General features: G+C 58.7%; 26 protein-coding genes. 11 read left to right on the top strand and 15 right to left on the bottom strand.

The window, feature by feature from the left end; translation table 11 throughout:
- Positions 1-3: 3 nt before the first annotated feature.
- From IOD40_RS15960 to IOD40_RS15945, 4 genes are read right to left on the bottom strand one after another with little or no spacing between them, the layout of a single operon-like run.
- Entirely contained in the window at positions 4-363 is a 360-nt protein-coding gene (locus IOD40_RS15960; protein ID WP_198477691.1) for a helix-turn-helix domain-containing protein, read from the bottom strand.
- Positions 360-917, bottom strand: a complete 558-nt coding sequence (locus tag IOD40_RS15955; protein WP_233714021.1) for a Smr/MutS family protein — start codon at positions 915-917, stop codon at positions 360-362. The genes IOD40_RS15960 and IOD40_RS15955 overlap by 4 nt, the downstream gene beginning before the upstream one ends.
- Positions 914-2011, bottom strand: coding sequence for a murein transglycosylase A (gene mltA / locus IOD40_RS15950; RefSeq protein WP_198477690.1), 1098 nt, complete (start codon positions 2009-2011; stop codon positions 914-916). Before mltA ends, IOD40_RS15955 begins: the two co-directional genes overlap by 4 nt.
- A 20-nt stretch (positions 2012-2031) precedes the next feature.
- Positions 2032-2733 (bottom strand): Tim44/TimA family putative adaptor protein, encoded by a 702-nt coding sequence (locus tag IOD40_RS15945; RefSeq protein WP_198477689.1) that lies wholly within the window; start codon positions 2731-2733, stop codon positions 2032-2034.
- A gap of 154 nt (positions 2734-2887) precedes the next feature.
- Between IOD40_RS15945 and IOD40_RS15940 the strand changes: the two genes are divergently transcribed.
- Positions 2888-3382 carry an FxsA family protein gene (locus IOD40_RS15940; protein WP_198477688.1) on the top strand — a complete coding sequence of 165 codons (495 nt, stop codon included), beginning with the start codon at positions 2888-2890 and terminating at the stop codon, positions 3380-3382.
- Between the two features lie 96 nt (positions 3383-3478).
- On the top strand, positions 3479-3985 hold the full coding sequence (secB, locus tag IOD40_RS15935) for a protein-export chaperone SecB (RefSeq protein WP_198477687.1): 507 nt from the start codon (positions 3479-3481) through the stop codon (positions 3983-3985).
- Positions 3986-4040: 55 nt separating this feature from the next.
- Here secB and dnaQ read toward each other — a convergent pair whose 3' ends face one another.
- Genes dnaQ through IOD40_RS15910 form a run of 5 tightly spaced genes read right to left on the bottom strand, consistent with a single transcriptional unit; the run spans position 4041 to position 7688 of the window.
- Entirely contained in the window at positions 4041-4766 is a 726-nt protein-coding gene (gene dnaQ / locus IOD40_RS15930) for a DNA polymerase III subunit epsilon (RefSeq protein ID WP_198477686.1), read from the bottom strand.
- Positions 4767-4818: 52 nt separating this feature from the next.
- Positions 4819-5409 carry a dephospho-CoA kinase gene (gene coaE, locus IOD40_RS15925; RefSeq protein ID WP_198477685.1) on the bottom strand — a complete coding sequence of 197 codons (591 nt, stop codon included), beginning with the start codon at positions 5407-5409 and terminating at the stop codon, positions 4819-4821.
- Positions 5406-6251: a shikimate dehydrogenase gene (locus IOD40_RS15920; protein ID WP_198477684.1), complete on the bottom strand. Its 846-nt coding sequence runs from the start codon at positions 6249-6251 to the stop codon at positions 5406-5408. Before IOD40_RS15920 ends, coaE begins: the two co-directional genes overlap by 4 nt.
- Entirely contained in the window at positions 6244-6843 is a 600-nt protein-coding gene (locus IOD40_RS15915) for a Maf-like protein (protein ID WP_198477683.1), read from the bottom strand. Before IOD40_RS15915 ends, IOD40_RS15920 begins: the two co-directional genes overlap by 8 nt.
- A gap of 23 nt (positions 6844-6866) precedes the next feature.
- Positions 6867-7688, bottom strand: a complete 822-nt coding sequence (locus tag IOD40_RS15910) for a pyruvate, water dikinase regulatory protein (protein ID WP_198477682.1) — start codon at positions 7686-7688, stop codon at positions 6867-6869.
- Positions 7689-8095: 407 nt separating this feature from the next.
- Here IOD40_RS15910 and hemE point away from each other — a divergent pair, with 407 nt between their 5' ends.
- The 8 genes from hemE to IOD40_RS15870 all read left to right on the top strand — a co-directional run bounded on the left by hemE (position 8096) and on the right by IOD40_RS15870 (position 17121).
- A complete protein-coding gene (gene hemE / locus IOD40_RS15905; RefSeq protein ID WP_198477681.1) occupies positions 8096-9121 on the top strand; it encodes a uroporphyrinogen decarboxylase in 1026 nt (341 codons plus the stop codon).
- A 1-nt stretch (position 9122) separates the two neighbouring features.
- Positions 9123-9644, top strand: coding sequence for a protoporphyrinogen oxidase HemJ (hemJ, locus tag IOD40_RS15900; protein ID WP_198477680.1), 522 nt, complete (start codon positions 9123-9125; stop codon positions 9642-9644).
- A 200-nt stretch (positions 9645-9844) separates the two neighbouring features.
- The gene (gene rho / locus IOD40_RS15895; RefSeq protein WP_198477679.1) at positions 9845-11110 is read left to right on the top strand and encodes a transcription termination factor Rho; all 1266 of its coding nucleotides are present in this window, start codon (positions 9845-9847) and stop codon (positions 11108-11110) included.
- A gap of 337 nt (positions 11111-11447) precedes the next feature.
- Positions 11448-12755 (top strand): tRNA uridine-5-carboxymethylaminomethyl(34) synthesis GTPase MnmE, encoded by a 1308-nt coding sequence (gene mnmE, locus IOD40_RS15890; RefSeq protein WP_198477678.1) that lies wholly within the window; start codon positions 11448-11450, stop codon positions 12753-12755.
- 114 nt (positions 12756-12869) lie between these two features.
- The gene (gene mnmG / locus IOD40_RS15885; RefSeq protein ID WP_198477677.1) at positions 12870-14738 is read left to right on the top strand and encodes a tRNA uridine-5-carboxymethylaminomethyl(34) synthesis enzyme MnmG; all 1869 of its coding nucleotides are present in this window, start codon (positions 12870-12872) and stop codon (positions 14736-14738) included.
- Positions 14738-15382, top strand: a complete 645-nt coding sequence (rsmG, locus tag IOD40_RS15880; RefSeq protein ID WP_198477676.1) for a 16S rRNA (guanine(527)-N(7))-methyltransferase RsmG — start codon at positions 14738-14740, stop codon at positions 15380-15382. The genes mnmG and rsmG overlap by 1 nt, the downstream gene beginning before the upstream one ends.
- A gap of 8 nt (positions 15383-15390) precedes the next feature.
- Complete coding sequence (locus IOD40_RS15875; RefSeq protein ID WP_407649213.1) at positions 15391-16203, top strand: ParA family protein; 813 nt, start codon at positions 15391-15393, stop codon at positions 16201-16203.
- A gap of 39 nt (positions 16204-16242) precedes the next feature.
- A complete protein-coding gene (locus IOD40_RS15870) occupies positions 16243-17121 on the top strand; it encodes a ParB/RepB/Spo0J family partition protein (protein WP_198477674.1) in 879 nt (292 codons plus the stop codon).
- 15 nt (positions 17122-17136) lie between these two features.
- On the opposite strand, the gene holA is transcribed toward IOD40_RS15870, so the two are convergent.
- Complete coding sequence (holA, locus tag IOD40_RS15865) at positions 17137-18177, bottom strand: DNA polymerase III subunit delta (RefSeq protein WP_198477673.1); 1041 nt, start codon at positions 18175-18177, stop codon at positions 17137-17139.
- A gap of 125 nt (positions 18178-18302) precedes the next feature.
- On the opposite strand from holA, the gene IOD40_RS15860 reads away from it, so the two are divergent.
- Positions 18303-18689 carry a hypothetical protein gene (locus tag IOD40_RS15860; protein WP_198477672.1) on the top strand — a complete coding sequence of 129 codons (387 nt, stop codon included), beginning with the start codon at positions 18303-18305 and terminating at the stop codon, positions 18687-18689.
- A gap of 13 nt (positions 18690-18702) precedes the next feature.
- Here the strand turns inward: IOD40_RS15860 and lpdA are convergent, their stop codons facing one another.
- The 5 genes from lpdA to sucC all read right to left on the bottom strand — a co-directional run bounded on the left by lpdA (position 18703) and on the right by sucC (position 26890).
- Positions 18703-20109 (bottom strand): dihydrolipoyl dehydrogenase, encoded by a 1407-nt coding sequence (lpdA, locus tag IOD40_RS15855; protein ID WP_198477671.1) that lies wholly within the window; start codon positions 20107-20109, stop codon positions 18703-18705.
- A 272-nt stretch (positions 20110-20381) separates the two neighbouring features.
- On the bottom strand, positions 20382-21608 hold the full coding sequence (gene odhB, locus IOD40_RS15850; protein ID WP_198477670.1) for a 2-oxoglutarate dehydrogenase complex dihydrolipoyllysine-residue succinyltransferase: 1227 nt from the start codon (positions 21606-21608) through the stop codon (positions 20382-20384).
- A 42-nt stretch (positions 21609-21650) separates the two neighbouring features.
- Positions 21651-24638, bottom strand: coding sequence for a 2-oxoglutarate dehydrogenase E1 component (locus IOD40_RS15845; protein ID WP_198477669.1), 2988 nt, complete (start codon positions 24636-24638; stop codon positions 21651-21653).
- 146 nt (positions 24639-24784) lie between these two features.
- Entirely contained in the window at positions 24785-25687 is a 903-nt protein-coding gene (sucD, locus tag IOD40_RS15840) for a succinate--CoA ligase subunit alpha (protein WP_198477668.1), read from the bottom strand.
- Positions 25688-25693: 6 nt separating this feature from the next.
- A complete protein-coding gene (gene sucC, locus IOD40_RS15835) occupies positions 25694-26890 on the bottom strand; it encodes an ADP-forming succinate--CoA ligase subunit beta (protein ID WP_198477667.1) in 1197 nt (398 codons plus the stop codon).
- Between the last annotated feature and the right edge of the window lie 3 nt (positions 26891-26893).

The following is a 26893-nucleotide window of genomic DNA, read 5'->3' as shown; positions in this document are numbered from 1 at the left end:
TCATCAGGCTGAGCGGCTGTCGAGCACAGCCATCAATTCGTCCAGAGTAGCGCCATCAAGGCGCGCAATTTCACCTGCAAGCCGATTGGCAAAGGCGGTCGCCTTCGGCGACAAGCCCGTCGTGTCGACAACCACCCGCGGATGCGACGAAGCTGCGATATTCTGGAGTTCTTCCGCCTCGTCCCAGATGACATTGAAATAGCCGACGATCTTCTGCACGAGTGCCCAGTTCGGCACGCCGCGCTTGCCGTGTTCCAGCGCGGAAAGGTAAGCAGCGCTCACCCCCAGCGCTTCTGCCATTTCCTTTTGCGAGACACCTTTTACCGCCCGCATTTCCCGCATTTTCAGCCCGAAGGGAGTCACGGAGCTACCTGCTTGCGCAAACGAATATAGAGCGCGCCCTCCCCGCCATGATGGCGCGCGGCCTGCTCATGCCCGCTCACGAGGGTACGGAAAGGAGGTGTTGAAAGCCAGCCCGGAACGGCCTGGCGCAAAACGCCGGTTCCGCGCGAGGGAGATCCCTTTCCGGTGACGACGAGGACGTAACGCCGCCCATCGCCAAATGCACGCCGAAGGAAGGACAGAAGCAGCGAGTGGGCTTCGCTTTGCGTCAGGCCATGAAGGTCAACCTTACCTTCGATGGGCAGACGCCCCTTGGCAATCTTCTGGCGCGTGGGAGAATCGATGGCCTTTGGCGGCGACACTGCACGCTTCGACGGTGTCGGATCAATCGTATGAGCGGTGCTGTCCGGCTTGGTGCGCGGCGTCTCCTGGACCGGTGCTGGATCAAGCAGAGCCGCAAAATCCTCCAGCTCGCGCGCGATCGCATCGACGGACTTTCCCGGCATGGGGCGGGTAGAACGGGCAACCCTGCCCCACAGGATCCGATCCTCGACCGAAAGATATTTCTTGTTCAAACCGCCACCTCCGCCGAGCGTGGCACCAGCGCGTAGAAATCTGCCTGGTGGCGGACGACCCCGGCAATCTCTCCTGCCGGATCCCCCGAACCGGCAAAAAGATCGCCGCGTGCAGGGCCGATTATTGCCGAGCCGGTGTCTTGTGCAATCATCAAACGCTGGAACGGCGCATTGTTAAAAGCCGTCAAGGAAGGCGCTTGAATGAAAAATGGCGTTCCGAACGTGTGCAAAAGGCGATCAACAGCCAGAGAGCGACCGCGCATCAGCGGAACCTTCGCCGCTGCGATGGGGCCCAGATTTCGATCGGCAACTTCGGCTTCACGAAAGAAAATATAGGAGCGGTTGCGATGCAGGATCTCGCCAACACGGTGAGGATTATCGGCCAGCCATGCCCGAATGGACTGCATCGTCACTTCGTCAGCGGGAAGTTCGCCAAGCTCGATAAGCATCTTTCCGGGGCCGGTGAAGCGCTGACCTGATTTTGCCGCGTATGTGATGCGGCGCACCGTCCCATCCGGCATGACCAGACGGGCCGAGCCCTGGACATGGATGAAGAAGGCATCAACCGGATCTGACACGAAGGCGATCGCCTTCGCCTTGTCTCCCAAAATCCCGCCCTCTATCGCCGCGCGATCATGATATTCGACAACACCGTTTTCGGTTCTGCGACCAAAAGCGAGATACGGATCCATCCCGTCAGGACGATTGGTGCCATCAATTTTCACCAGATCATCGGGAACGGAAAGGAGCGGCACGGTGAACCGTTCGGTCCGGACCGCAGAAGCCTCTATTTCGGGTTCGTAATAGCTGGTGACGAAGCCGCTTTCGCCATCCAGCGGGCGTACATGAAAAGGCGCAAAGAAACGCTCGAAGAACTGGCGCGCTTCTGTCGGTGGGAGTTTTTCGGTGACAGCGGCTGCAGCACGGTAGGCAGGCAGAAAGCTGTCAAAGGCAATGCCCAGCGCGCCCGTCTTGTAGCTCTGCTGCAATCCGTAGATGGCCGAGCGCTGGAACGCCTGAAAAGCCTCGTCGTGTAAATCGTCTTCCCAACCCGCCAGATCGGCAAAGCTGGCGGGTGTCAGGGTCGCGCTCATGGCCGGGAAACGCCGAGCGATCAGTCGTCGGCTTCGGTGGCGACCAGCTTCCAGTTCGGATCCTTGGCACGGGTATCACGCGCGAAAGTCCATACATCCTTGACCTCGGCAACCGTCTCCGGATCGCCATCGATCACTTCGCCGGACGCATTGCGTGTCGCCGAGATCAGCTCGCTGACAATGCGCAGCGTGATGTGTGCTTCGGTGCCCTTGAGCTCGGCGTTGGTGATTTCAGCGCGATTGATGCCCACGAAGGAGGATTCGATTTTCTCGTCGCGGCCCTCACGGTCAGCAATCGCAGCCACGAAGCCTTCGTAGACTTCACGCGACAGAAGATTTTTCAGCGTCTTCCGGTCACCGTCGGCATAGGCCATGACGATCATTTCGTAGGCCATCTTCGCGCCGTCGACGAAAGTGTTCGGCTCGAACGAGGCATCGGCATCGCGCACCGCGCGCATGCCACGGTTCAGTTCGGTGCCGGGTGCCGCAATTGCATCAATGGTAGCATAGCTCGCCGGGTTCTCGCTTCCCTTTCGGCGCGGAAGGGAAACGACGTTTTCTCCCGCTGCCGCGTCTGCCTGCGCATCCTTGCGAGCATTTGTGTAGGGATCAAATGGCGGGCGTTCGTGGCCGGTCCTGCGCCCCAGAACATTGCGCAGCTGAAAAAAGATCACGATTGCCGCGATCATGAAGAAAATCGTACCGAAATCAAAAAATTCCATGACGTCCGCCAATATCCCGGGTCCGACGACGTTCCGCTATCGCCAGCTTGTTTTTTGCATATAGAACGCATCATACCATCATTCAAACTAAAGCGGCGTCACCCTATCTACACAAGGATCGCCCTTTCGGGCTTAAACACGGAAAGATGAACCGTTGAGGCTTCCCCTATTGCCGCTGTTATTTCTCGTATTGCCGCTCGCTGAGATTGCGGGCTTCGTCGTCGTCGGCAGTGAAATCGGTGTCCTGGCGACGATTGCTCTCATTCTGGCGACGACGGTGCTGGGTGCAGTGTTGCTGCGCATTCAGGGTCTCGGCGCCATGGACAAAATGAAGGACGCGCTGCGAAGCGGCGTCTCGCCCGGCCGTGACATGGTCCACGCCGTGATGATCATGCTTGCAGGTATTCTGCTGATCCTGCCGGGTTTCATTTCGGACGCGTTTGGCATCCTCTTGTTCATTCCTCCGGTTCGCGAGGCGGTCTGGCGGTTCTTGTCGAGCCGAATTATCGTCGTCAACGCAGCTGGCGGCTACACTGGAGGCTTTTCGCGCCGCTCCTCCCAGACCATCGATCTAGATGAGGATGACTATCGTCGCGATGACGACCACCGAGATCCCCCATCGCGACCGCGGCTTCCAAACGATCTCTAAACACGTTCAGCTTGTCACAGATGGGTTGAGCATGTTAGCCAAACCCGCGATTTCATTCCCGGCCGGGAACGGCTGAAAGAAAGAGGATTCCGGCTGATGGCCAATCAAACCGACGAAACCAAGCCTGCCGCCGCTCCGCAAGCTGGCAATGGCGCTGCTCCGGCGCTCAACGTTCTGGTTCAGTATGTAAAAGACCTGTCGTTCGAGAGCCCGCTGGCTCCGGCCTCGCTTCGTGCGCGCGACAAGGCCCCAAACATCAATATCAACGTGAACGTTACCGCCAATCCGGTTGCCGAACACGAATATGACGTTCAGCTGACGATGAACGCCAAGGCAACCGACGGCGACCAGGTCCTGTTCAATGTCGAGCTGATCTATGGTGGCGTTTTCCGCGTTGCCGGCTTCCCGCAGGAGCACATGCTGCCGATCCTGTTCATCGAATGCCCGCGGATCCTGTTCCCGTTCGCCCGCCAGATCGTTGCCGACTGCACCCGCAATGGTGGCTTCCCGCCGCTGATGATCGATCCGATCGATTTCGCGCAGATGTTCCAGCAGCGCGTCGCGCAGGAACAGGCCAAGGCACAGCCAGTCGGTACTGCGTAAAGTTCTCACCCTCAGGTGACAAAAGAAAAAGGCCCGGCATGATCGGGCCTTTGTTTTATTCAGCTGCCAGCTGATCGCGGTAGGCTGGCTCCACCTCTTTCCAGATCGCCGCCGATCCGAGCGTGTCTACCAGCTTTCGGTGCGCTTCGATCTCATCGAGGCTCAACCGGGGTAAGAGCGGGCGTTCGCGCTTGCGAATAACCGAAATCGTTTCAGTTTCAGTGACGGAAGCGCTCGTTTCGACCTGTGCATCCAGGCTGAAGGTCGCCTGCTTGCCACCCATCAGCTCGATATAGACTTCCGCCAGCAGCTCGGAGTCCAGCAGCGCGCCGTGCTTGGTACGATGGCTGTTATCGATGCCATAACGGCGGCAAAGCGCATCCAGTGAATTCGGCCCCATCGGATGCTTGCGCTTTGCAAGCGCGAGCGTATCGACAACGACGCCGGGATCGATCGCGGGGCGGCCAAGACGTGCAAACTCGGCATTCAAGAAGCCGATGTCGAAATTCGCATTATGAGCGATCAGGATTGCACCATCGAGAAATTCGACAAGGGCCGGGGCAACTTCCTTGAAGGTGGGCTGCCCCACCAGCTGCTCATCACTGATGCCATGCACGGCAAGAGCGTCCGGATGAACCTGCCGTCCTTCCGGATTGATGTATTGATGGAAGGTGCGACCGGTCGGGAATTTGTTGACCATCTCGATCCCGCCGAACTCGATGATCCTATCTTCACGGGAATCAAGGCCGGTGGTTTCAGTATCGAAGATGATCTCACGCATTCAAAAGCTCCATAGGATGCAAAATCGCCGTCTCGCGCCACAAAGGCAATGATCAGCCGTGTTGGCCGCCAAGTCGTCCAACGATATCTCTGACCTGCGCACGCGCTGCTTCCATCCCGGCGCCGGTGTCGATTACAAAATCAGCACGGGCGCGCTTTTCAGCATCTGGAAGCTGGCGCTTCAGGATTGCCTCGAATTTTTCCTCGCTCATTCCAGGTCGCGCGAGAACACGCTCGCGCTGAATTTCGGCCGGAGCCGTGACGACGACAATCTGGTCAACCCGCGATTGACCATCCGTTTCGAACAAAAGCGGGATGTCGAGAACGACAATCGCTGTTCCAGCTTCCCGATGATGAGAAAGAAAGGCGTCGGTCTCTGCCCGCACGAGCGGATGAACAATGGCCTCAAGATCTTTCATGGCGGCAGCATTGCCCAACACTGCGGCGGCGAGTTTCTCGCGGTTGACGACATTATCGACGACCGCGTCCGGAAATCGAGCGCGTATCGGTTCTACCGCGGCACCACGATAAAGCCGGTGCACGGTCGCATCTGAATCATGCACCGGCACACCTTCTTCCTCGAACATTTGGGCCGTCGTCGATTTGCCCATGCCGATCGAGCCGGTGAGTCCAAGGACGATCATCCCTGCCCGCCGTGAAGATCGGCAACCACCAGATTGCGCAGATCGTCCGTGACCCGCGGGCGAACGCCGAACCACTTCTCAAATCCGGGAATGGCCTGATGCAGCAACATGCCAAGACCGTCTATCGTGCGAAGACCGTGTTTCGCGGCGGCGGCCAAAAACGGGGTCTCAAGCGGGGTATAAACAATGTCCACGGCTGTCCCATCGGATGGAAGATTCGACACATCCAGGGGCAGTTCGCCCTTGCCACCCATGCCGAGAGCCGTCGTGTTCACGACAAGGCGGGCATCCTGAGCCAGTTCGTTGACGGCGTCAAAGCCGTGCGCACTGACGCGTTCGCCGAAGCGATCTGCCAATTCCTGTGCGCGTGCCACCGTCCGATTGACGACGTGAATATTCTTGAACCCGGCCTGTTCCAGAGCAAAGAGGATAGCGCGCGCGGCGCCACCAGCACCAAGAACCAGAGCTGTTTCAGCCTCGCGCCAGTTTTCAGCGCGCTGGTCAAGGTCCGATGAAAAGCCGAAAGCATCCGTATTGCTGGCATGAAGCTTGCCATCTTCGAGCCAGAGCGTGTTCGCCGCGCCGATCAGTTCGGCGGCTTCATCGATGACGTCGGCAGCGCCAAATGCTGCTTTCTTATGCGGGATCGTCACATTTCCGCCGGCAAAGCCGCTGGCAGGCAATGCACTAAGAAAAGCTTCCACATGCAGCGGATCCACGTCGATCCGCTCATAGCTGCCGGCAATGCCATGCTGCTTCAGCCAATATCCATGGATCATTGGCGAGCGCGAATGCGCGACGGGATGGCCGATTATGAATGCTTTTTTGCCTGTGTCAGCCATCAATGGCTCCAAGATCTCGCAGTTTAGAGAGAAGGGGAAGAAGGGGCAGACCGACGATGGTGAAATGGTCACCCTCAATACGCTCGAAGAGTTGGATGCCCTCACCTTCGATCTGATAGGCGCCGACGCTCGACAGTGCCTTGTCGCCGACGCCGGACAAATGCCGGCCGATGAAACCGGGATCGAGATGTCGCATCGTCAGACGCGCGATTCCGACATGACGCCACAGAACTTCACCATCCCTCACCAACACGACGGCGCTGTTGAGCTGGTGGGTCTTGCCCGAAAGCAGAAGCAGGCGGCGGCGGGCCTCTTCCATATCCTTCGGCTTGTGCAGCACGTCTTCTTCCAACGACAAGGTCTGGTCGGTTCCAATGACGAGCTTGCCCGGATGGCGCTGCGCGACATCCAAAGCCTTCGCCTCCGCAAGAATGGAGGCGAGATCCTCGGGGGTCAGCCCGGCACCTTCCACCGCCTTTTCCACTGCGCGCTCATCAATCTCGGGCTTGTCCTGCTCAAAAGACAGTCCGGCATCGGCGAGCATCTTTCTCCGGAACGGACTTCCCGAAGCCAATACGATAGCGTCAGACATGTGGCCTCCTTGTTGACGGGCGGTTAGCGTGCCTTGCCACGCAATGCAACGATTGCCGCGGCCGTTTCTTCAATCGAACGCCGGCTGACATCGATGATCGGCCAGCCATGGCGGGAGCACAGCTGGCGCATATAGCCAAGTTCCTGCGCAATCACGGTACGGTCAACGTAGCTTTGGGTATCAAATCCGATCGATGTGCCCAAAATGCGGTTCGTGCGCACGTGAGAAATTCGTTCAGCCGTAGCGATCAGCCCAACGATCAAAGGCTTTTCGGCGTGGATGACGCTGTCAGGTACCGGGACGCCCATTACAATTGGCAAATTGGCGGTCTTGATGCCTCTGTTGGCGAGATAGATGCTGGTCGGCGTCTTCGAGGTTCGTGAAATCCCCACCAGCACGACATCGGCATCCCCCACCTCGTGGATAAGCTGGCCGTCATCGTGCTCCATGGTGAAGTTCAGAGCCTCGATGCGACGAAAATAATCCGCATCGAGGACATGCTGTGCGCCCACACGGCGACCGGCTGGTGCGCCTAGATAGGATTGGAAGACCGCAAGCACCGGTTCAAGCACCGAGACACACGGCAAACCCATCTCGGCGCAGCGCCGATCGATCAGGGAGGCCAGCTCCTGATCAACCACGGTGTAGAGCACTATGCCTGGCGCATTGTCGATTTCTTCGAGCACGCTCAGCAGCTGACGCTCCGTTCGGATCAGCGGATAGATATGTTCGATCGCCCGCGCGCCCTTGTATTGCGCGGCCGCAGCACGTCCTGCGGCGATCAAGGTCTCGCCAGTGGCGTCCGAAATCAGGTGCAGATGAAAGAAGCTTTGAGGCTTGTTCACAGCTTTGGCCCGGGTCCTGTTGGTAAGTGTGGATAAGTGAGCCCTTTTGGCGCCGCTGGGGAAAACGACTGTATCAAACACCGACTTGTCCACAAACTTGCCCAGTGTGCAATCGAACGACGTCATGTGGACGACTTTGGGGATATTCCCTATCTATGAACAGAGCGCCTAAATTTTCGCAATTCGCTCGCTTGCGAAGATATTGATCTGAAACGGGGATTCAGGGTTATCCCCGATATTACGCAATCCCGTGCCCAAGCCGCTTGCGTCGCTTTGCGCGTTGCAGTTTGCGTCTCGAACGTGGATGAAACCGTAATCACGGATTCCAACAGAGTCTAAGAATCAAAAGATTCCTTTCTCAGAAGAATCTATTTGTTTGTTTGGCAGATAGACGGTGAGGACAAAGCATGGCCCCCAAGCGGATTGTGGTTGATGTACTGAAGGGCGAAACCGTATTCCCGCCCCCGATCTGGATGATGCGTCAGGCTGGCCGCTACCTGCCTGAATATCGCCAATCTCGCGTTGACGCCGGGGGGTTCCTGGACCTTTGCTACAATCCGGATTTCGCGGTCGAGGTCACACTCCAGCCGATCCGTCGCTTCGGCTTTGACGCTTCGATCCTGTTTTCAGATATTCTCGTCGTCCCTCACGCTCTCGGACGTGATTTGCGTTTCGAGGAAGGACGTGGCCCGCTGATGACGCCGATCAAGGCTGAGGAAGTTAGCCAACTCGATCCCGGAGCGTTTCACGTGAATCTTGAGGCGGTCTACGAGACGGTTCGTCGACTGCGCCGGGAGCTTCCCGAAGAAACGACCTTGCTGGGTTTTTGTGGCGCACCCTGGACAGTGGCGACCTACATGATCGCCGGGCACGGGACGCCTGATCAGGCACCTGCCCGTCTCTTCGCCTACAGCCATCCTGAGGAAATGCGGGCGCTGCTGCAGTTGCTTGCAGAAAAATCCGCCGAATATCTGATCCGGCAGATCGAGGCTGGCGCAGATGCGGTCCAGATTTTCGACTCCTGGTCGGGCGTGCTGGACGAGGCAACCTTCGAGCTGTGCTGCGTGCAGCCGGTCGCGGAAATCGTGCGCCGCGTTCGTGCGGTCTATCCCGACACGCCGATCATCGGCTTCCCGAAGGGGGCCGGATCGCTCTACGATACCTATCGTGCCAAGACCGGTGTAACTGCGCTTGGTCTTGACTGGTCGGTGCCATGGGGACAGGCAAGGAAGCTTCAGAGCGAGGGCGCAGTTCAGGGCAATCTCGATCCGATGCGCCTCGTTGCGGGCGGACGGGCTCTCGATGAAGGGGTTGAAGCCATTTTGGGCGAGCTTGGAAATGGCCCGTTGGTGTTCAACCTCGGCCATGGTATCACGCCGCAGACCCCGATTCCGCATGTGGCGCGAATGGTAGAACTCGTCCGAAAGGCCTAACTTGGCTGAAACAACCGGAAAACCGGCGATCCGTGCCGTCATAGCGCTCGCGATATTCGCGGTGGCGACGGCGCTGCTGTTCTGGTTGAATCCGGTCGGGCTCTACCCATGGATCAAGGCTTTCCACGTCATCGCCGTGATTTCGTGGATGGCCGGGATGCTCTACCTGCCCCGGCTTTTCGTCTACCATGCCGAGGCGGAGATTGGTTCCGAGAAATCCGAAACCTTCAAGGTGATGGAGCGACGCCTTCTTCGCGCCATCATCAACCCGGCGATGATGGTGTCCTGGGTTCTTGGCCTCTGGATGGCCTGGAGCATGTTTGGTTTTTCAGGCGGCTGGCTGCATGCCAAGCTGACCGCTGTCGTGGCGCTCTCCGCGATCCATGGCTATCTCTCCGCTTCCGTTCGCCGTTTTGCCGAAGACAAGAACGTCAAAAATTCCCGCCATTGGCGGATTATCAACGAGGTTCCGACGGTTCTGATGGTGGCAATCGTCATCCTCGTGATCGTCAAACCCTTCTGATTTCCGACTTCTCGACGCAAACTTTCCGACCCAATCATATTTGGCGTCAGCGGGAACCAAATTCCTGTGTTGCGCTTTGACGTAAGGAACGTTATGAGTGGGGTCCCTTCCCCCGCATGGCGTAGTGCTTTTAGTCACCATCGACGCTCTTCAAGCGCACCGACGCCCGCACCTTCTTACTCGCCATCAGAGTCCGCATCATGCAGGAAATGAAACTACAAGAGCTCAAGAGCAAGAGTCCGACCGACCTTATCGCGTTCGCTGAATCGCTCGAGGTCGAGAACGCCAGCGTTCTGCGCAAGCAGGAACTGATGTTCGCGATTTTGAAGAAGCTGGCAGCGCAAGACGTCGAGATCATCGGTGAAGGCGTCGTTGAAGTGCTTCAGGACGGCTTCGGTTTCCTGCGCTCCGCCAATGCCAACTATCTGCCGGGTCCGGACGATATCTATATCTCGCCCTCGCAGATCCGTCGCTTTTCGCTGAAGACCGGCGACACGGTCGAGGGACCGATCCGCAGCCCCAAGGAAGGCGAGCGCTATTTCGCACTGCTGAAGGTCAACACGATCAATTTCGAGGATCCCGAAAAGATCCGCCACAAGATCCACTTTGACAATCTAACGCCGCTCTACCCGAATGAGCGACTGCGGATGGAGATCGACGATCCGACCAAGAAGGATCTGTCGGCCCGTGTTATCGATCTGGTCGCACCACTCGGCAAGGGTCAGCGCGGTCTGATCGTCGCCCCGCCGCGTACGGGTAAGACGGTCCTGCTGCAAAACATTGCGCATGCGATCGCGACCAATCACCCGGAAGCCTATCTCATCGTTCTCTTGATCGACGAGCGTCCGGAAGAAGTGACCGACATGCAACGCTCGGTGAAGGGTGAGGTTGTGTCCTCGACCTTCGACGAGCCGGCTGTCCGCCACGTTCAGGTCGCCGAAATGGTCATTGAAAAGGCAAAGCGCCTTGTCGAGCATGGGCGCGACGTGGTCATCCTGCTGGACTCGATCACCCGCCTTGGCCGAGCCTACAACACGGTTGTCCCTTCATCAGGCAAGGTTTTGACCGGTGGTGTCGACGCCAATGCGCTCCAGCGTCCGAAGCGCTTCTTCGGTGCTGCGCGCAACATTGAGGAAGGCGGTTCGCTGACCATCATCGCGACGGCCCTGATCGATACGGGCAGCCGCATGGACGAAGTCATCTTCGAAGAGTTCAAGGGCACGGGTAACTCGGAAATTGTTCTTGATCGCAAGGTCGCGGACAAGCGTATCTTCCCGGCAATGGACATCCTCAAGTCCGGTACCCGTAAGGAGGACCTCTTGGTCAAGCGCCAGGATCTGCAGAAGATTTTCGTCCTGCGCCGCATCCTCGCCCCGATGGGCACCACCGATGCGATCGAGTTCCTCATCGACAAGCTGAAGCAGACGAAGAACAATGCGGACTTCTTCGACTCAATGAACACCTGATCGGCACAAATTTTCGATCTTCGAGAGCGCGCCGCGAGGCGCGCTTTTTTGTTGCGCCTAGTGCGGGTTTAAAGGAATCGATTCGGGGCCGAAATAAAGACATCAAATCGCACGCCTGGCGACCCGCTCGCGCCTCCACCACAGATGCGGTACTCCCATTTGTAGCCTGCGTAGCAAAAGTGATCGCGACGATATATCTAGGTCCAACCGGCGATCAGCCGCGCTATGGATTGAAGATATATCTTTTGGTCGTCCGGCCCATGCTGGCTGCGACCACTTCTCTTGGGATGAGCAGACGCGTATTGCTTTTCCAAGACAACCATATCGAGTGAGAAATTTGTTCAGGGAAACGATATACGCTCTGTCGTCCGGTGCGCTTCCTTCTGGCGTTGCCGTCATCCGCATTTCCGGCCCTGCGGTTCAAAACATTCTCCGGCAAATGGCTGTTGCGGTTCCTGCTGCAAGGAGCGCGGCATTGCGCGAGCTACGCACAAAAAGTGGCATCCTGCTCGATCACGCCTTGGTTCTCTATTTTCAGGCACCGGCCAGCTTCACGGGTGAGGACGTGGCGGAGCTCCAGGTGCATGGTGGTAAGGCGACCGTTGCAGCAATCCTTCAGGAACTGTCTACCTTTGATGATACACGCCTCGCAGAAGCCGGCGAATTCAGCCGTCGGGCATTCCTGAATGGCAAGATGGACCTCACCGCAGCCGAGGCACTGTCGGATCTGATTTCTGCAGAGACTGAGCTACAGCGGCGGCTTGCGATTGCGAATGCCGATGGAAAGCAGCGCGATCTCTATCAAGGGTGGCGACGCTCACTTCTCAATGCGAGGGCCCTGATTGAAGCCGAACTTGATTTTGCCGATGAGGCAGATGTTCCTGGATCAGTCTCCGATCAGGTCTGGTCGAGTGTCCAGGCCCTTCATCAAGACATCCTTAACCATATTGATGGGTATCGTGCAGGCGAGATTGTGCGTGAGGGATTTCGCGTTGTTCTGGCCGGCAGACCGAATGCCGGAAAGTCCAGCCTTCTGAACGTGCTGGCAAAACGCGACGTTGCAATTGTTACCGATATTCCGGGCACGACGCGCGACCTCGTAGAAGTGACGCTTGATCTTTCTGGGCTCAAGATCATCCTGACTGATACGGCAGGGCTGCGGGACACGGATGATGTGGTCGAGCGCATCGGTGTCGACCGAGCACTTGAGGCCACGAGAACAGCGGACCTCATCTTGCATCTTGACGATGGCACAGGTGAGCCAGTGAAGATCGATGCCGATTGTCCAGATTTGAAAATCGCAACGAAAGCGGATATCCGCCACCTCGCAGGTTCAACCCATGATTTGGCAATTGCCGCGCGTACTGGTGCTGGCGTGGACGAACTTGAGGAAGCGATCCGAAAGATAGCAGCTGAGGCTGCTCAACCCGCCGAAGGCGTTGTTCCAACGCGCGCGCGCCAGGTTTCCCTATTGCGTCGCGCGGCATCGCACCTTCAAGTCGCAGCTCAGTCGGACGCCCTTGATCTCGAACTGCGGGCTGAGGAATTGCGATTGGCTGAGTACGCGCTCGGCAAGATTGTTGGCGCCGTGGATTCCGAAGAATTGCTCGGCGTGATATTCTCCGAATTCTGCATTGGCAAATGATTCACGTGAAACACACAGTTTGCTCGCAGTGGAAAAGTTTCACGTGAAACACCGAGATTCCGCTTGACTCGCGGATATTCGCGACCCAATGCCTGCGGCAAAGAGGTATGAGACATGTCGATGCATTATGATGTGGTCGTCGTCGGCGGCGGACATGCTGGCTGCGAAGCGGCGGCTGCGGCTGCGCGCGTCGGGGCAAACACCGCGCTCGTCACAATGAAGCGCGATACGATAGGCGTCATGTCATGCAATCCGGCGATTGGTGGTCTGGGCAAAGGACACCTCGTTCGCGAGATTGATGCGCTCGACGGTTTGATGGGACGCGTCGCCGATCAGGCCGGCATCCAGTTCAGAATGCTGAACCGGCGCAAAGGTCCGGCAGTACGTGGACCGCGAACGCAGGCCGATCGCAAGCTGTACAAACTGGCCATGCAGGACGCAATTGCAGCGCAGGAGGGACTTGAGGTCATTGAGGGTGAGGTGGATGACCTCATTTTGATTGATGGCCGGATTGCGGGTGTTCGGTTGACGAATGGCAGCAAGATCAAATGTTCTGCTGTTGTGCTGACTACTGGTACCTTTCTGCGTGGTCTGATCCATATAGGCCAGGAGCGCTTCCCCGCCGGCCGGATGGGTGAAAAAGCTTCCACGGGTCTGTCGCGAACAATGACGGAAGTCGGGTTTGAGCTTGGTCGTTTGAAGACCGGCACGCCGGCACGTCTTGATGGGCGCACAATTGATTGGGCCTCCCTGCAGATGCAGGCAGCAGATGATGAGCTGGTGCCCTTCTCTCTTCTGACAGAGAAGATCACCACGCCGCAAATCGAATGCGGTATCACCCGGACAACAGAGCGTACCCACCAGATCGTTCGTGACAATCTTTTGCGCACCGCGATGTATTCGGGAAACATCGAGGGCATTGGCCCCCGCTACTGCCCGTCGATTGAAGATAAGATCGTCAAGTTTGGCGACCGTGACGGGCATCAGATCTTCCTGGAGCCGGAAGGCCTGGATGATCATACCGTGTATCCGAACGGCATCTCCACCTCGCTGCCTAAAGACGCGCAGGACGAATTGGTAGCGTCTGTACCTGGGCTCGAGAAAGCGACAATCCTCCAATACGCTTATGCGATCGAATACGATCATGTCGATCCACGCGAGCTTCATCCATCGCTAGAAACACGTCGCGTGCCGGGTCTATTTCTTGCCGGACAGATCAACGGCACAACCGGATATGAAGAAGCCGGGGCGCAAGGCATCATGGCTGGACTGAACGCCGCCCGGAAAGCCGGAAATCAGGATGCGATCGTGTTTGGTCGCGGCGATGCGTATATTGGCGTCATGATCGACGACCTCGTGACACGCGGCGTCAGTGAGCCCTACCGCATGTTCACCTCGCGAGCCGAGTTCAGGCTTTCGCTGCGTGCGGACAATGCAGACGAAAGACTGACACCACGAGGACTGGAACTTGGGTTAATCGGTGGCGAGCGGCGGGTGAAATTTGCAGCGGTACAGAATGATCTGAACCAGGCCCGCGATCAGGCGAAGAGTTTGACGCTCACGCCAAACGCGGCAGCCAAATTCGGTTTGTCGCTCAACCGCGATGGGCAACGCCGATCGGCCTATGACCTGCTTTCCTACCCGGAGATTGATCTGGCGCGGCTGGTTCAAATCTGGCCTGAGCTTGGAAATCTTGACGAGAAAACTGCCGAGCGTCTGGAGACGGAAGCGCGCTACGCGGTTTATCTGGACCGACAACAATCCGATCTTGCGGTGCTTCGGCGAGAGCAGGAACGCCTCATTCCAGACGATCTGGATTTTGGATCATTGCCCGGCCTGTCGAATGAACTCCAGCAGAAATTGATGTCGCGGCGTCCGCGATCATTGGCGGATGCTCAGCGTATCGACGGGATGACACCGGCAGCATTGGCAATATTGGTATCAGCGCTTCAGCATCATGCGCGGGAAAAAGGTGCCGCGTAATGAGCAAATTCGAGCAGCTCCAGGATGTGATTCCCGGAGTTTCACGTGAAACTTTTGAGCGCCTGGAGAAGTTTGAATCCGAGTTCAAACGCTGGAACAGCCGCATTAATCTTGCTGCACCATCAACGATTGATGCGCTTTGGCAAAGACATATTCTCGATAGCGCGCAGCTGGCTGCCCTCGCACCGGATGCACTCCAATGGCTAGACTTGGGTTCTGGCGGCGGTTTTCCAGGTGCGGTCATGGCGGTGATCCTGCGCGAACGCCCGGGGGCACGAATCGAACTTGTCGAAAGCAACAACAAGAAAGCCGCGTTTCTGAGGTCTGTCCTCGCATCGCTCGATGCACGTGCAAAGGTTCACGTTTCCCGCATCGAGCAGGCCGTCGGCAAAGTTTCGCAGCCCCAGATCGTTACTGCACGCGCGCTAGCGCCGCTGCCCCTCCTCATCAAGCTCTCGCAACCCTGGTTGCAACAGGGCGCTACCGCCTTGTTTCATAAAGGTCGGGAATATGCCGCAGAGGTGGAGGAAAGTCGTTACGCCTACGGATTCGATCTGGTACAACATGAGAGCAGGATCGATTCAACGAGTCGAATCCTGGAAATTTCGCGACTTACAGACGCGAATGTTTCGGCTGAGACCTGATCAACAGAATGGCTGGAAACAATATGGTAGCGCTCCCACGGATCATAACGGTTGCCAATCAGAAGGGCGGCGTCGGCAAGACGACGACCACGATCAATCTCGCGACCGCATTGGCAGCCATCGGCGAGAAGGTTCTGATCGTTGATCTGGATCCTCAGGGCAATGCGTCGACCGGCCTGGGCATTGATCGTCAAGAACGTGAGGTTTCGTCCTACGATCTGTTGACCGGCCACGCCGGTGTCATGGACGCAGCCATTGATACCGCAGTGCCGGGGCTGTCGATCATCGCCTCGACCCTCGATCTTCTCGGCATCGAAATGGAGATTGCCTCTGCTCCGGATCGCGTTCTGCGGCTGCGCAATGCGCTGCGTCGATCTGCGACCGAAGGTGCCGGATATTCGTATGTCCTGATTGACTGTCCGCCATCCTTGAACTTGCTGACGCTGAATTCGATGGCCGCCGCTGATTCAGTGCTGGTTCCGCTTCAGTGTGAATTCTTTGCGCTGGAAGGTTTGAGCCAGCTTCTTCAGACAGTTGAGCAGATCCGTAGCTCGATCAATCCGGGCCTGTCGATCCAGGGTATTGTGCTGACGATGTTTGACGGGCGTAACAATCTGGCCAATCAGGTCGTCGAAGACGTGCGTGCTCATATGGGCGACAAGGTTTACGACACTGTCATCCCCAGAAACGTTCGTGTTTCGGAGGCGCCTTCGCATGGAAAGCCAGCGATCTTGTACGACCTGAAATGCACTGGAAGTCAGGCCTATCTTCAATTGGCTTCCGAAGTCATTCGGCGGGAACGGCAGCTGCGCGCTGCCTGATCCGATGCGTTCCACCAATGAAATGAGACGGGCACGGGTATGAGCGAAGATCCATCAAGACGCAGATTGGGACGTGGCCTCGCCGCGCTTATCGGTGAGATGGATAAGCCGGTTGAAGCCGCGACGGCTGCCACACCGCGCATCGGGGCTGACAACAAGGTTCCGATCGAGTTCGTTGCACCCAACCCGCGCAACCCACGCCGTAGTTTTGGCGAGGACGAACTGAGTGATCTCGCTCAGTCGATCCGCGAGCATGGCGTCGTTCAGCCGGTGGTTGTGCGCACCACACCGGCCGGGCGGTATGAAATCATCGCCGGGGAAAGGCGCTGGAGGGCAGCGCAGCGTGCGGGTCTGGCAGAACTTCCCGTAATCATCCGTGACGTTGATGACCGCGTCGCACTTGAGCTCGCAATCATCGAGAACGTCCAGCGCGCCGACCTCAACGCAGTCGAAGAAGCGCTTGGATATCAACAGCTTATCGATGATCATAACTACACCCAGGCCGATCTTGGCCAAGTGATTGGCAAGAGCCGCAGCCACGTTGCAAATACGTTGCGCCTTTTGAAGCTGCCGGATGAAGTGCGCCAGATGCTGGTCGATGGGATCTTGTCAGCCGGACATGCCCGAACACTGGTAACGGCAGAAGATCCGGTCACGCTCGCAAGGCGGATTGTGGAAGAGGGTCTTTCGGTCCGTCAGGCCGAAGCACTTGCCCAGCAGCCGGCTGAGCCGGCTCCGGAGCGAGAGACCAAGGGCCCCGTGGAAAAGGACGCGGACACCGTGGCTCTTGAAAAGACGCTGACGGATATTATCGGACTGCGGGTCGCGATCAATCATGGCAAGAAAGGCGGCGAACTTCGCATCGCCTACAAGACGCTCGAGCAGCTCGACGAAATCTGCCACCGTCTGCGGAGCTAAATTAATGGGGCGGTTTTACCGCCTGCCCCTCCCCGCCTCTACTACAAGCGCGATCAGCGCCTGTCTTGCGGTCGCTTCTGTCAGATCCGGCCGCTGGCGTGTCAGGAGAACTGCCGCCTGAAGGCGCTCCAGCGCCCGCGCGATAGAAGCAGCATTCCAGCGTTGAAGCGCAGACTCCACCAGTTTGCGTCTGGCAAAGAAAACGGGCGGGCGTGCGGATGCGACTGCTGCGGATGCCGGCTTGCCGGACGAATCCATTTCTGCGCGCATCATCTGTAGGGCATGGAACTGGCGCATTGCCCCTGCGAGGATCAGGAAAGCCGGCGAACCCGATCCCACCAGGCGTGTGAATGCAGTATCGAAGTTTGGCGCGTTCCCGATCAGCACTGCATCCACAGCATCGTCGACGCTCACTCCGGCGACATTGCCGCTGATCGCTTCAATGTCGGCGAGGGTCACCTCACGTTGGCCATGGCAGTAGAGAGCAATCTTTTCGATCTCGCCACGGCTTGCGATCCGGTCCCCACCGAGCCCGGCCTTTAGAGCGTGACGCGCATCCATCGCGATGCTCAAGCCCTCCCGCGAAAAAACCTCATCAATGATAGAGTCGAGCGAGCGGCCTTCATCTGCATAGCAGGGAAGCGCCATGCAACGTACGGCAGGTTCAAGGATGCCGCGGAGCCCTGCGCCCTTCTTAAGATCTCCCGCTTCAATCAGGATGACCGCATCCTGTGGAGGCGAAGCAGAGAGATGCTTTACCTCTTCAACCAGCTGCTTCTGGCTGGCTGCCCCCTTGATCCAGATAAGGCGGCGGTCGGAAAACATTGGAACCGTCCCTGCCTCATCCGTCAGACGGCCGGGCGAGGCTTCGACTTCTGCTGCGTCCAGCCTGACGGACGAGAAGGGATCTTCGGGATCAAGACCCAATTGCTTGACGTAAGCCGAAGCACGCTCGGACACCAGACCACGATCGGGTCCGTAGATCAGGACGATGCGAACATCCGGGTCCGGCTTCTTCAGCCAGGAATCTACTTCGTGAGCTTTTTTCTGCGCCATGCTGACTGGCTATCATAGAACCGCGTCGGGGGAAGCCCTTGAAACCATCTCATGAGGGAAGGAACTTCGAACTATCTTGGTGCGTTAGGTACGCGATTAGGGGGCGGTGAACAACGGAGAGTATGATGACTGATCCGAGAAGCACAGACCCTCGTCTTGACCCGAACTACCCCCGTGCCGGGGCACCATACAGCGACCCGGCAGCGGACCCGCTAATTACAGATCGTCCCATTCCAGCGGCTGAGCGTGGGCGCGGCGGGCTGATCGCTGCAGGCGTGATCGCCGTGCTGCTGGTGATTGCGTTGATTGCGTTTAATACCGGACCTTCGACCGATCCGGGAACGACAGCAGTCATTCCAGAGCAGAGTGATGAGGCACCAGCGACCATGGACGCGCCTAGCGCGGTTCCGGCAGCACCGGAGACAACTGCTCCGGCGACCCCTGCCCCCGCACCAGAGGCGGCTCCGGCTCCTGCTGAACCTGCCGCCCCGGCACCTGCACCTGCCCAGTAACGGGCAAGCGTGATTACATATGAATAGGCTTGGAGAAGGTCGCGAGAGCGGCCTCCTTCACGGCCTCTGACATTGTCGGGTGGGCGTGGCACGTGCGCGCCAGGTCCTCCGAAGAACCGCCGAATTCCATGAGCACCGCAGCTTCGTGGATCATCTCACCGGCACCAAAACCGACGATATGGACGCCGAGAACGCGATCAGTCGCCTTGTCGGCCAGAACCTTCACGAAGCCGTCCGTCTGCAGCATCGAGCGCGCGCGGCCGTTTGCGGAGAAGGGGAACTTGCCGACGCTGTAGGCCACGCCCGCAGTCTTGAGCTCTTCCTCAGTCTTGCCAACCGCGGCGACTTCAGGGCTCGTATAGACCACGCCCGGGATGACGTCGTAATTGACGTGACCTGCCTGGCCTGCAAGGCGCTCGGCAAGCGCGACGCCTTCTTCTTCCGCCTTGTGAGCAAGCATCGGGCCTGCAATCACGTCGCCGATCGCAAAGACGCCCGGTACATTGGTCTGCAAATTGGCATCAACAACTACACGGCCGCGATTATCCAGCTCGATACCTGCCTTCTCAAGGCCCAGGCCGTCCGTGTACGGCTTGCGACCGGTCGAGACGAGAACTGCATCGGCCGAAAGCGTAACCGCGTCACCGCCCTTCACAGGCTCAAATGTGACGGTCGCACCCTCACCCGACTTCGCAACCCCGGTGACCTTGGCGCCGAGCTTGAATTCCATGCCCTGTTTGGCCAGCATGCGCTGGAACTGCTTGGAAACCTCGCCGTCCATTCCGCCGAGGATCTTGTCCAGATATTCAACAACGGTGACCTTGGCACCGAGTCGTGCCCAGACCGAGCCGAGCTCAAGACCGATGACGCCGCCGCCGACAACGACGAGGTGACCCGGGACCTTCTCGAACTGGAGAGCACCGGTGGACGAGACGATGATCTTTTCGTCGAATTCGACGTCAACACCCGGAATGCCAGCAACGTCGGAGCCGGTGGCGATAACGATGTTCTTGGCTTCGACTTCCTGAACCGAACCGTCAGCGGCGGTTACCGCGACCTTGCCAGCAGCGACGATCGAACCGGTCCCGTGGAAGGTGTCGATCTTGTTTTTCTTCATCAGGAAGACCAGACCCTTCGTGTTCTGATCGACCGTGTTAGCGCGGTGCGCCATCAGCTTTTCGAGGTTCACCTTCGGCTCGGAGATCTCGATGCCGAGTGCGTCGAACGAGTGACGTGCCTCAAGCAGCATCTCGGTAGCGTGCAGGAGCGCCTTGGACGGGATGCAGCCAACGTTGACGCAGGTGCCGCCATAGGTGTCGCGCTTCTCGATGATCGCGGTCTTGAGGCCAAGCTGTGCAGCCTTGATGGCGCAGACATAGCCGCCAGGGCCGGCACCGATGACAACGAGATCATAGCTCATGACAAATTCCTCTTGTGACGCGGGCGCGGCCCGCAGCTTCATTCTTCAGAAGGTGGCCGCTTAGCGTGATGTTCGCAGGCGGGCTGCACCTTGATCAAGTTCGCTTCGGCTAAAACGTGTCGCGATCCTTCGGATTCGCTCCGCACGCTTCAGGTTTTGTTTTCCCGCATGAAAAAGGCGGCGAGTGGGACAAGGACCTGGCCAATCAGCGGTTTTCACCGTGTTTCAGCTGGGCTTGCCCGACATCGCCGCCTTTCGAAGACTGATCTAAATTAGAGATCGAGAACCAGACGCTCCGGATCTTCCAGCGTTTCCTTGACGCGGACGAGGAAGGTCACGGCTTCCTTGCCGTCAACAATGCGGTGATCGTAGCTGAGGGCCAGGTACATCATCGGACGGATGACGATCTGACCGCCGACAACGACCGGACGCTCCTGGATCTTGTGCATGCCGAGGATACCGGACTGCGGAGCATTCAGGATCGGGGTCGACATCAGCGAGCCGTAGACGCCGCCATTTGAGATCGTGAAGGTGCCGCCCTGCATGTCTGCAACCGACAGCTTGCCGTCACGGGCAGCAAGGCCCAGACGTCCGATTTCCTTCTCGATTTCCGAGATCGACATCTGGTCGGCATCGCGAACCACTGGAACCACGAGACCCTTGGCAGTGCCAACGGCGACGCCAATGTGCGCGTAGTTCTTGTAGATGAGGTCAGTGCCGTCGATCTCGGCGTTGACCGCCGGGATTTCCTTCAGCGCGTGCGTCACGGCCTTCGTGAAGAAGCCCATGAAGCCGAGCTTGACGCCATGCTTCTTCTCGAAAAGGTCCTTGTACTTGGCGCGCAGATCCATCACCGGCTTCATGTCCACCTCGTTGAAGGTGGTGAGCATGGCAGCGGTGTTCTGAGCGTCCTTGAGGCGGCGCGCAATGGTCTGGCGCAGCTTGGTCATGCGAACGCGCTCTTCACGGACGGCATCGCCTTCCGAGGAAGCCGGACGTGCTGCGACCGGAGCAGAAGCGGCCGGAGCGGTGACGCCCTTTGCGATTGCCTCGAGAACGTCGCCCTTGAGGACCTGACCGCGCTTGCCCGAACCAGCAACCTGATCGGTCGAGATGCCAGCTTCTGCAGCAGCCTTGGCTGCCGACGGAGCCGCCGGCATCGATGTCTGGCCAGCCGGTGCAGCAGCAGCGGCTGGCGCTGCGGCCTCGGCCTTCGGTGCTTCGGCCTTGGCGGCAGCCGGTGCAGCTGCGGCTGCGCCAGCACCAGCGGCGATCATGCCCAGCAAAGCGCCCGGCTCGACCGAGTCGCCCTCATTGGCAGTGATTTCGGACAGGGTACCAGCCGCAGGGGCCGGTACCTCGATGGTGACCTTGTCGGTTTCAAGTTCGACCAGCGGCTCATCGGCAGCGATGGAGTCGCCGACCTTCTTGAACCACTTGCCAATGGTTGCCTCGGAGACCGATTCACCGAGTGTGGGCACGCGAATTTCGGTAGCCATTTTTCTTTTCCGTAGCCTTCTTCGCTTCAGTGGTTCCGTTGGTTATTCGCCCAGCGCATCTTCGAGGAATGCCTCGAGTTGCGCCAGGTGCTTGGACATGAGGCCCGTTGCCGGCGATGCGGCTGCGGGACGTCCGGTGTAACGCACGCGCTTGTGCTTGGCGTCGATGTGAGCGAGCACCCACTCCAGATAGGGGTCGATGAACGCCCATGCGCCCATATTCTTGGGCTCTTCCTGGCACCATACCATCTCTGCGTTCTTGAAACGCGACAGTTCGTTGATGAGTGCCTTGGCCGGGAACGGATAGAGCTGCTCGATACGGAGCAGGTAAACGTCGTCGATACCGCGCTTCTCGCGCTCCTCGTAAAGGTCATAATAGACCTTGCCGGTGCACAGCACGACACGGCGGATCTTGGAATCCTTGACCAGCTTGATCGGCTGATCGCCAAGATACTGTGCATCGTCCCACAGAAGACGGTGGAAGGAGCTCTCGCCGGAGATTTCCGCCATCGTCGAGATAGCCCGCTTGTGGCGCAGCAGCGACTTTGGCGTCATCAGGATCAGCGGCTTGCGGAAGTCACGCTTCAACTGACGGCGCAGGATGTGGAAGTAGTTCGCCGGCGTGGTGACGTTGGCAACCTGCATGTTGTCTTCCGCGCACATCTGCAAGAAGCGCTCGAGACGGGCGGACGAGTGCTCCGGTCCCTGCCCTTCGTAGCCGTGCGGCAGAAGGCAGACGAGACCCGACATACGCAGCCACTTGCGCTCGCCCGACGAAATGAACTGGTCGAAGACAACCTGCGCACCGTTGGCGAAGTCGCCGAACTGGGCTTCCCAGAGGGTCAGGGCACGCGGCTCTGCCAGCGAGTAGCCATATTCGAAGCCAAGCACGGCCTCTTCCGAAAGCATCGAGTTGATGACTTCGTAGTTGGCCTGCTGGGGTCCAAGATTGTTCAGCGGGATGTAGCGGTTCTCTTCGCGCTGATCGTAAAGCACGGTGTGGCGCTGCGAGAAGGTGCCGCGTTCGGAATCCTGCCCCGAAAGGCGGATCGGATTGCCTTCCATCAGGATCGAGCCAAACGCGAGCGATTCCGCGGTTGCCCAGTCGATCCCCTCGCCGGTCTCGATCGCCTTGCGGCGGTTGTCGAGGAAGCGGCCGATGGTGCGGTGTACCTCGAAGCCTTCCGGAACTTCCGTCAGCTTCTTGCCGATTTCCTTCAGCGTCTTCAGCGGTACGGCGGTCTTGCCGCGGCGCTGCTCGTCCTGGTTATCCGCGGTTCGAAGACCGGTCCAAGCGCCATCCAGCCAGTCGGCCTTGTTGGGCTTGTAGGAATGGCCGGCTTCGAACTCAGCTTCAAGATGCGCGCGCCAGTCAGCCTTCATCTTGTCGATTTCAGCCTGGCTGATCAGGCCTTCGGCAATCAGCTTGTCGCTGTAAAGCTGGAGCGTGGTGCGATGCGCGCGGATTGCGCGGTACATCATCGGCTGGGTGAATGCCGGCTCGTCGCCTTCGTTATGACCGAAGCGGCGGTAGCAGAACATGTCGATGACGACCGGCTTGTGGAACTTCATCCGGAATTCGGTCGCAACCTTGGCTGCGTAAACGACAGCTTCCGGGTCATCGCCATTCACGTGGAAGATCGGAGCTTCGATCATCTTCGCAACGTCAGATGGATAAGGCGACGAGCGCGAGAAACGCGGATTGGTGGTGAAACCAATCTGGTTGTTGATGATGAAGTGCACCGTTCCGGCAACGCGGTGACCGCGCAGACCCGACAGGCCAAGGCACTCGGCAACAACGCCCTGCCCCGCAAATGCCGCGTCACCGTGGATCAGCAGAGGCAAGACCGAAGCACGTGCTTCGATCGGAAGGACCTCTTCGCGGGTGCGGCCAAAGATCTGGTCCTGCTTGGCGCGGGCCTTGCCCATCACCACCGGGTTGACGATCTCAAGGTGAGACGGGTTTGCCGTCAGCGACAGGTGAACTTTGTTGTGGTCGAATTCACGGTCGGAGGAAGCACCGAGGTGGTACTTCACGTCGCCCGAGCCCTCGACATCGTCCGGTGCGAAGGAGCCGCCTTTGAACTCGTGGAACACCGCACGGTGCGGCTTTGCCATCACGTTCGTCAGAACGTTCAGGCGGCCACGGTGCGCCATGCCGAGCACGATTTCCTTCATGCCGAGCGCGCCGCCGCGCTTGATGATCTGTTCGAGCGCTGGGATCAGCGCTTCACCGCCGTCGAGACCAAAGCGCTTGGTGCCCTTGTACTTGACGTCGATGAACTGCTCGAAGCCTTCCGCCTCGATCAGCTTGGACAGGATCGCCTTCTTGCCTTCCGGAGTGAAGGTAACGCCCTTGTCCGGACCCTCGATGCGTTCCTGAATCCATGCCTTTTCCTCCGGGTTGGAGATGTGCATGAACTCGACGCCAAGCGTCGAGCAATAGGTGCGCTTGAGGATGTCGAGCATCTGCCGGACAGTCGCGTATTCGAGACCCAGCACATGGTCGATGAAGATGGGACGGTCGTAATCGGCTTCCGTGAAACCGTAGGTCTCAGGTGAAAGCTCGTTGTAGTCTTCCTTGGCCTCAGCAAGACCCAGCGGGTCGAGATCAGCGTGAAGGTGGCCGCGCATGCGATAGGCGCGGATCATCATGATTGCGCGAACGGAATCCCGCGTCGCACGAAGAAGATCGGTATCGGAAAGCTTGGCGCCGGTTGCGGCGGCCTTGTCCTTCACCTTCTTTTCGAAATGCTTCTCGACCTGGCCCCAGTCGCCATCAAGCGCGGAGGTAAGTTCGTTGCGGGCCTCAACCGGCCAGTTCTGCCTGGTCCAGGAGGCGCCTTCTGCGCTCTTGATGACGTCTTTGGCGTCATCCTTCAAAGCGGCAAAGAATTCACGCCATTCGGGATCTACCGAGGAGGGATCGTTCTGCCATGCCGCGTAGAGCGTTTCGATATAGTCGGCGTTGCCGCCGTACAGGAACGATGTAAGCGAAAACTGATCGTTCGCTTGGTCTTGCCGCGCCATCTTTTAATCCTTTGGGAGCTCCCCGCTCCTTCTCCGAAATTAAAGACCTGGGCTGTGCCCAGAGCCACACAGAAACTTCCCCAGGGGACAAACAGCCCCCATTCGCTTCAGATTGCGCCGGGCTGAGGGCAGCCCGGCGCAAATTCTTAGCCCTTGATTGCCTCGACCAGCGTCGTGCCGAGACGTGCAGGCGACGGCGACACGCGGATGCCCGCTGCTTCCATCGCCGCGATTTTGTCTTCCGCGCCGCCCTTGCCGCCGGAAATCACAGCGCCAGCGTGACCCATGGTGCGGCCAGCCGGTGCCGTGCGACCAGCGATGAAGCCGGCCATAGGCTTCTTGCGGCCGCGCTTGGCTTCGTCGATCAGGAACTGAGCCGCTTCTTCTTCAGCCGAACCGCCGATTTCACCGATCATGATGATCGACTCGGTTGCCGGGTCAGCCAGGAACATCTCCAGCACGTCGATGAACTCGGTGCCCTTGACCGGGTCGCCGCCGATGCCGACTGCGGTGGTCTGGCCAAGGCCCTCGTTCGAGGTCTGGAACACAGCTTCATAGGTGAGCGTGCCCGAACGCGAGACGACGCCGACTGAGCCCTTGCGGAAGATGTTGCCCGGCATGATGCCGATCTTGCACTCTTCCGGGGTCACGATACCCGGGCAGTTCGGGCCGATCAGGCGCGACTTCGACTTCTCGAGACGAGCCTTGACCTTGACCATGTCCGAGACCGGGATGCCCTCGGTGATGCAGACAATGAGCTCCATCTCGGCTTCAATAGCCTCGATGATCGCGTCTGCAGCGCCTGCCGGCGGCACATAGACGACCGATGCGGTTGCACCGGTACGCTCGCGGCCTTCAGCGACAGTTGCGAAGATCGGCAGGGTCTCGCCCTTGGAACCAGCCCAGTTCTCGCCACCCTTTTTCGGGTGAATGCCACCGACCATCTTGGTGCCGAAATAGGCCAGTGCCTGTTCGGTGTGGAAGGTGCCGGTCTTGCCGGTCAGGCCCTGAACCAGAACCTTGGTGTCCTTATTGATCAGAATAGACATCGCGGATCAGTTTCCCTTCACGGCCTTGACGATCTTCTGGGCGGCATCGTCGAGGTCATCGGCCGAAATCACGTTCAGGCCGCTCTCATCGATGATCTTCTTGCCCAGTTCCACATTGGTACCCTCGAGACGGACAACCAGCGGAACCTTGAGGCCAACTTCCTTGACGGCTGCGACAACGCCTTCTGCGATGACGTCGCACTTCATGATGCCGCCGAAGATGTTGACGAGAATGCCTTCGACGCGCGGATCAGCAGTGATGATCTTGAACGCAGCCGCGACCTTCTCCTTGCCAGCGCCACCGCCGACGTCACAGAAGTTTGCGGGCTCTGCGCCGTAGAGCTTGATGATGTCCATCGTCGCCATGGCAAGGCCTGCGCCGTTGACCATGCAGCCAATGTTGCCGTCGAGCGCAACGTAGGCGAGGTCCCATTTCGAGGCCTCGATCTCCTTGGAGTCTTCCTCGCTCTCGTCACGCAGCTCGCGCACGTCTTCGTGGCGGAAGAGCGCGTTGCCGTCGAACGACACCTTGGCGTCGAGGACGCGCAGGCGGCCGTTTTCCATAACGATCAGCGGGTTGACCTCAAGAAGGCTCATGTCCTTCTCGACGAAGGCCTTGTAGAGGATCGGGAACAGCTTTTTGCCGTCCTCTGCCGCCTCGCCGGTCAAAGCCAGGGCTTCGTTCAGCTTGGCAATGTCAGCGTCGGTCACGCCGGTTTCCGGATCGATCGCAACGGTGATGATCTTTTCCGGGGTCTCTTCGGCAACGGCCTCGATGTCCATGCCACCCTCGGTCGAGACGACGAAGGCAACGCGGCCAACGGTGCGGTCAACCAGAAGCGACAGGTACAGCTCGCGCGAAATGTCGGCGCCGTCTTCGATGTAGAGACGATTGACCTGCTTGCCAGCCTCGCCGGTCTGCTTGGTGACGAGTGTGTTGCCGAGCATGTCCTTGGCATTGGCAACGACGTCCTCGATCGACTTGGCGAGGCGTACACCGCCCTTGGCGTCGGCGGAGAGTTCCTTGAACTTGCCCTTGCCGCGACCGCCAGCGTGGATCTGGCTCTTCACGACATAGAGCGGGCCGGGAAGCTGCTTTGCAGCGGCTTCAGCCTCGTCAGCGTTGAAGATTACGACGCCATCAGCGACCGGGGCTCCGTAACCCTTCAGCAGCTGCTTGGCCTGATATTCATGAATGTTCATGCA

Origin of the sequence: Aquamicrobium zhengzhouense, assembly GCF_016124105.1 — a bacterium.
Lineage (GTDB): Bacteria > Pseudomonadota > Alphaproteobacteria > Rhizobiales > Rhizobiaceae > Aerobium > Aerobium zhengzhouense.
The sequence above is the reverse complement of the archived record's forward strand: the minus strand, read 5'-3'. Positions and strand labels throughout refer to the sequence as shown.

Bases quoted from the DNA above. Each gene is read 5' to 3' on its own strand.
- mltA (WP_198477690.1), bottom strand. From the start codon at position 2,011: ATGAGCGCGACCCTGACACCCGCCAGCTTTGCCGATCTGGCGGGTTGG.
- IOD40_RS15945 (WP_198477689.1), bottom strand. From the start codon at position 2,733: ATGGAATTTTTTGATTTCGGTACGATTTTCTTCATGATCGCGGCAATC.
- secB (WP_198477687.1), top strand. From the start codon at position 3,479: ATGGCCAATCAAACCGACGAAACCAAGCCTGCCGCCGCTCCGCAAGCT.
- dnaQ (WP_198477686.1), bottom strand. From the start codon at position 4,766: ATGCGTGAGATCATCTTCGATACTGAAACCACCGGCCTTGATTCCCGT.
- coaE (WP_198477685.1), bottom strand. From the start codon at position 5,409: ATGATCGTCCTTGGACTCACCGGCTCGATCGGCATGGGCAAATCGACG.
- IOD40_RS15920 (WP_198477684.1), bottom strand. From the start codon at position 6,251: ATGGCTGACACAGGCAAAAAAGCATTCATAATCGGCCATCCCGTCGCG.
- IOD40_RS15915 (WP_198477683.1), bottom strand. From the start codon at position 6,843: ATGTCTGACGCTATCGTATTGGCTTCGGGAAGTCCGTTCCGGAGAAAG.
- hemE (WP_198477681.1), top strand. From the start codon at position 8,096: ATGGCCCCCAAGCGGATTGTGGTTGATGTACTGAAGGGCGAAACCGTA.
- rho (WP_198477679.1), top strand. From the start codon at position 9,845: ATGCAGGAAATGAAACTACAAGAGCTCAAGAGCAAGAGTCCGACCGAC.
- mnmG (WP_198477677.1), top strand. From the start codon at position 12,870: ATGTCGATGCATTATGATGTGGTCGTCGTCGGCGGCGGACATGCTGGC.
- rsmG (WP_198477676.1), top strand. From the start codon at position 14,738: ATGAGCAAATTCGAGCAGCTCCAGGATGTGATTCCCGGAGTTTCACGT.
- IOD40_RS15875 (WP_407649213.1), top strand. From the start codon at position 15,391: ATGGCTGGAAACAATATGGTAGCGCTCCCACGGATCATAACGGTTGCC.
- IOD40_RS15870 (WP_198477674.1), top strand. From the start codon at position 16,243: ATGAGCGAAGATCCATCAAGACGCAGATTGGGACGTGGCCTCGCCGCG.
- holA (WP_198477673.1), bottom strand. From the start codon at position 18,177: ATGGCGCAGAAAAAAGCTCACGAAGTAGATTCCTGGCTGAAGAAGCCG.
- IOD40_RS15860 (WP_198477672.1), top strand. From the start codon at position 18,303: ATGACTGATCCGAGAAGCACAGACCCTCGTCTTGACCCGAACTACCCC.
- lpdA (WP_198477671.1), bottom strand. From the start codon at position 20,109: ATGAGCTATGATCTCGTTGTCATCGGTGCCGGCCCTGGCGGCTATGTC.
- odhB (WP_198477670.1), bottom strand. From the start codon at position 21,608: ATGGCTACCGAAATTCGCGTGCCCACACTCGGTGAATCGGTCTCCGAG.
- IOD40_RS15845 (WP_198477669.1), bottom strand. From the start codon at position 24,638: ATGGCGCGGCAAGACCAAGCGAACGATCAGTTTTCGCTTACATCGTTC.
- sucD (WP_198477668.1), bottom strand. From the start codon at position 25,687: ATGTCTATTCTGATCAATAAGGACACCAAGGTTCTGGTTCAGGGCCTG.
- sucC (WP_198477667.1), bottom strand. From the start codon at position 26,890: ATGAACATTCATGAATATCAGGCCAAGCAGCTGCTGAAGGGTTACGGA.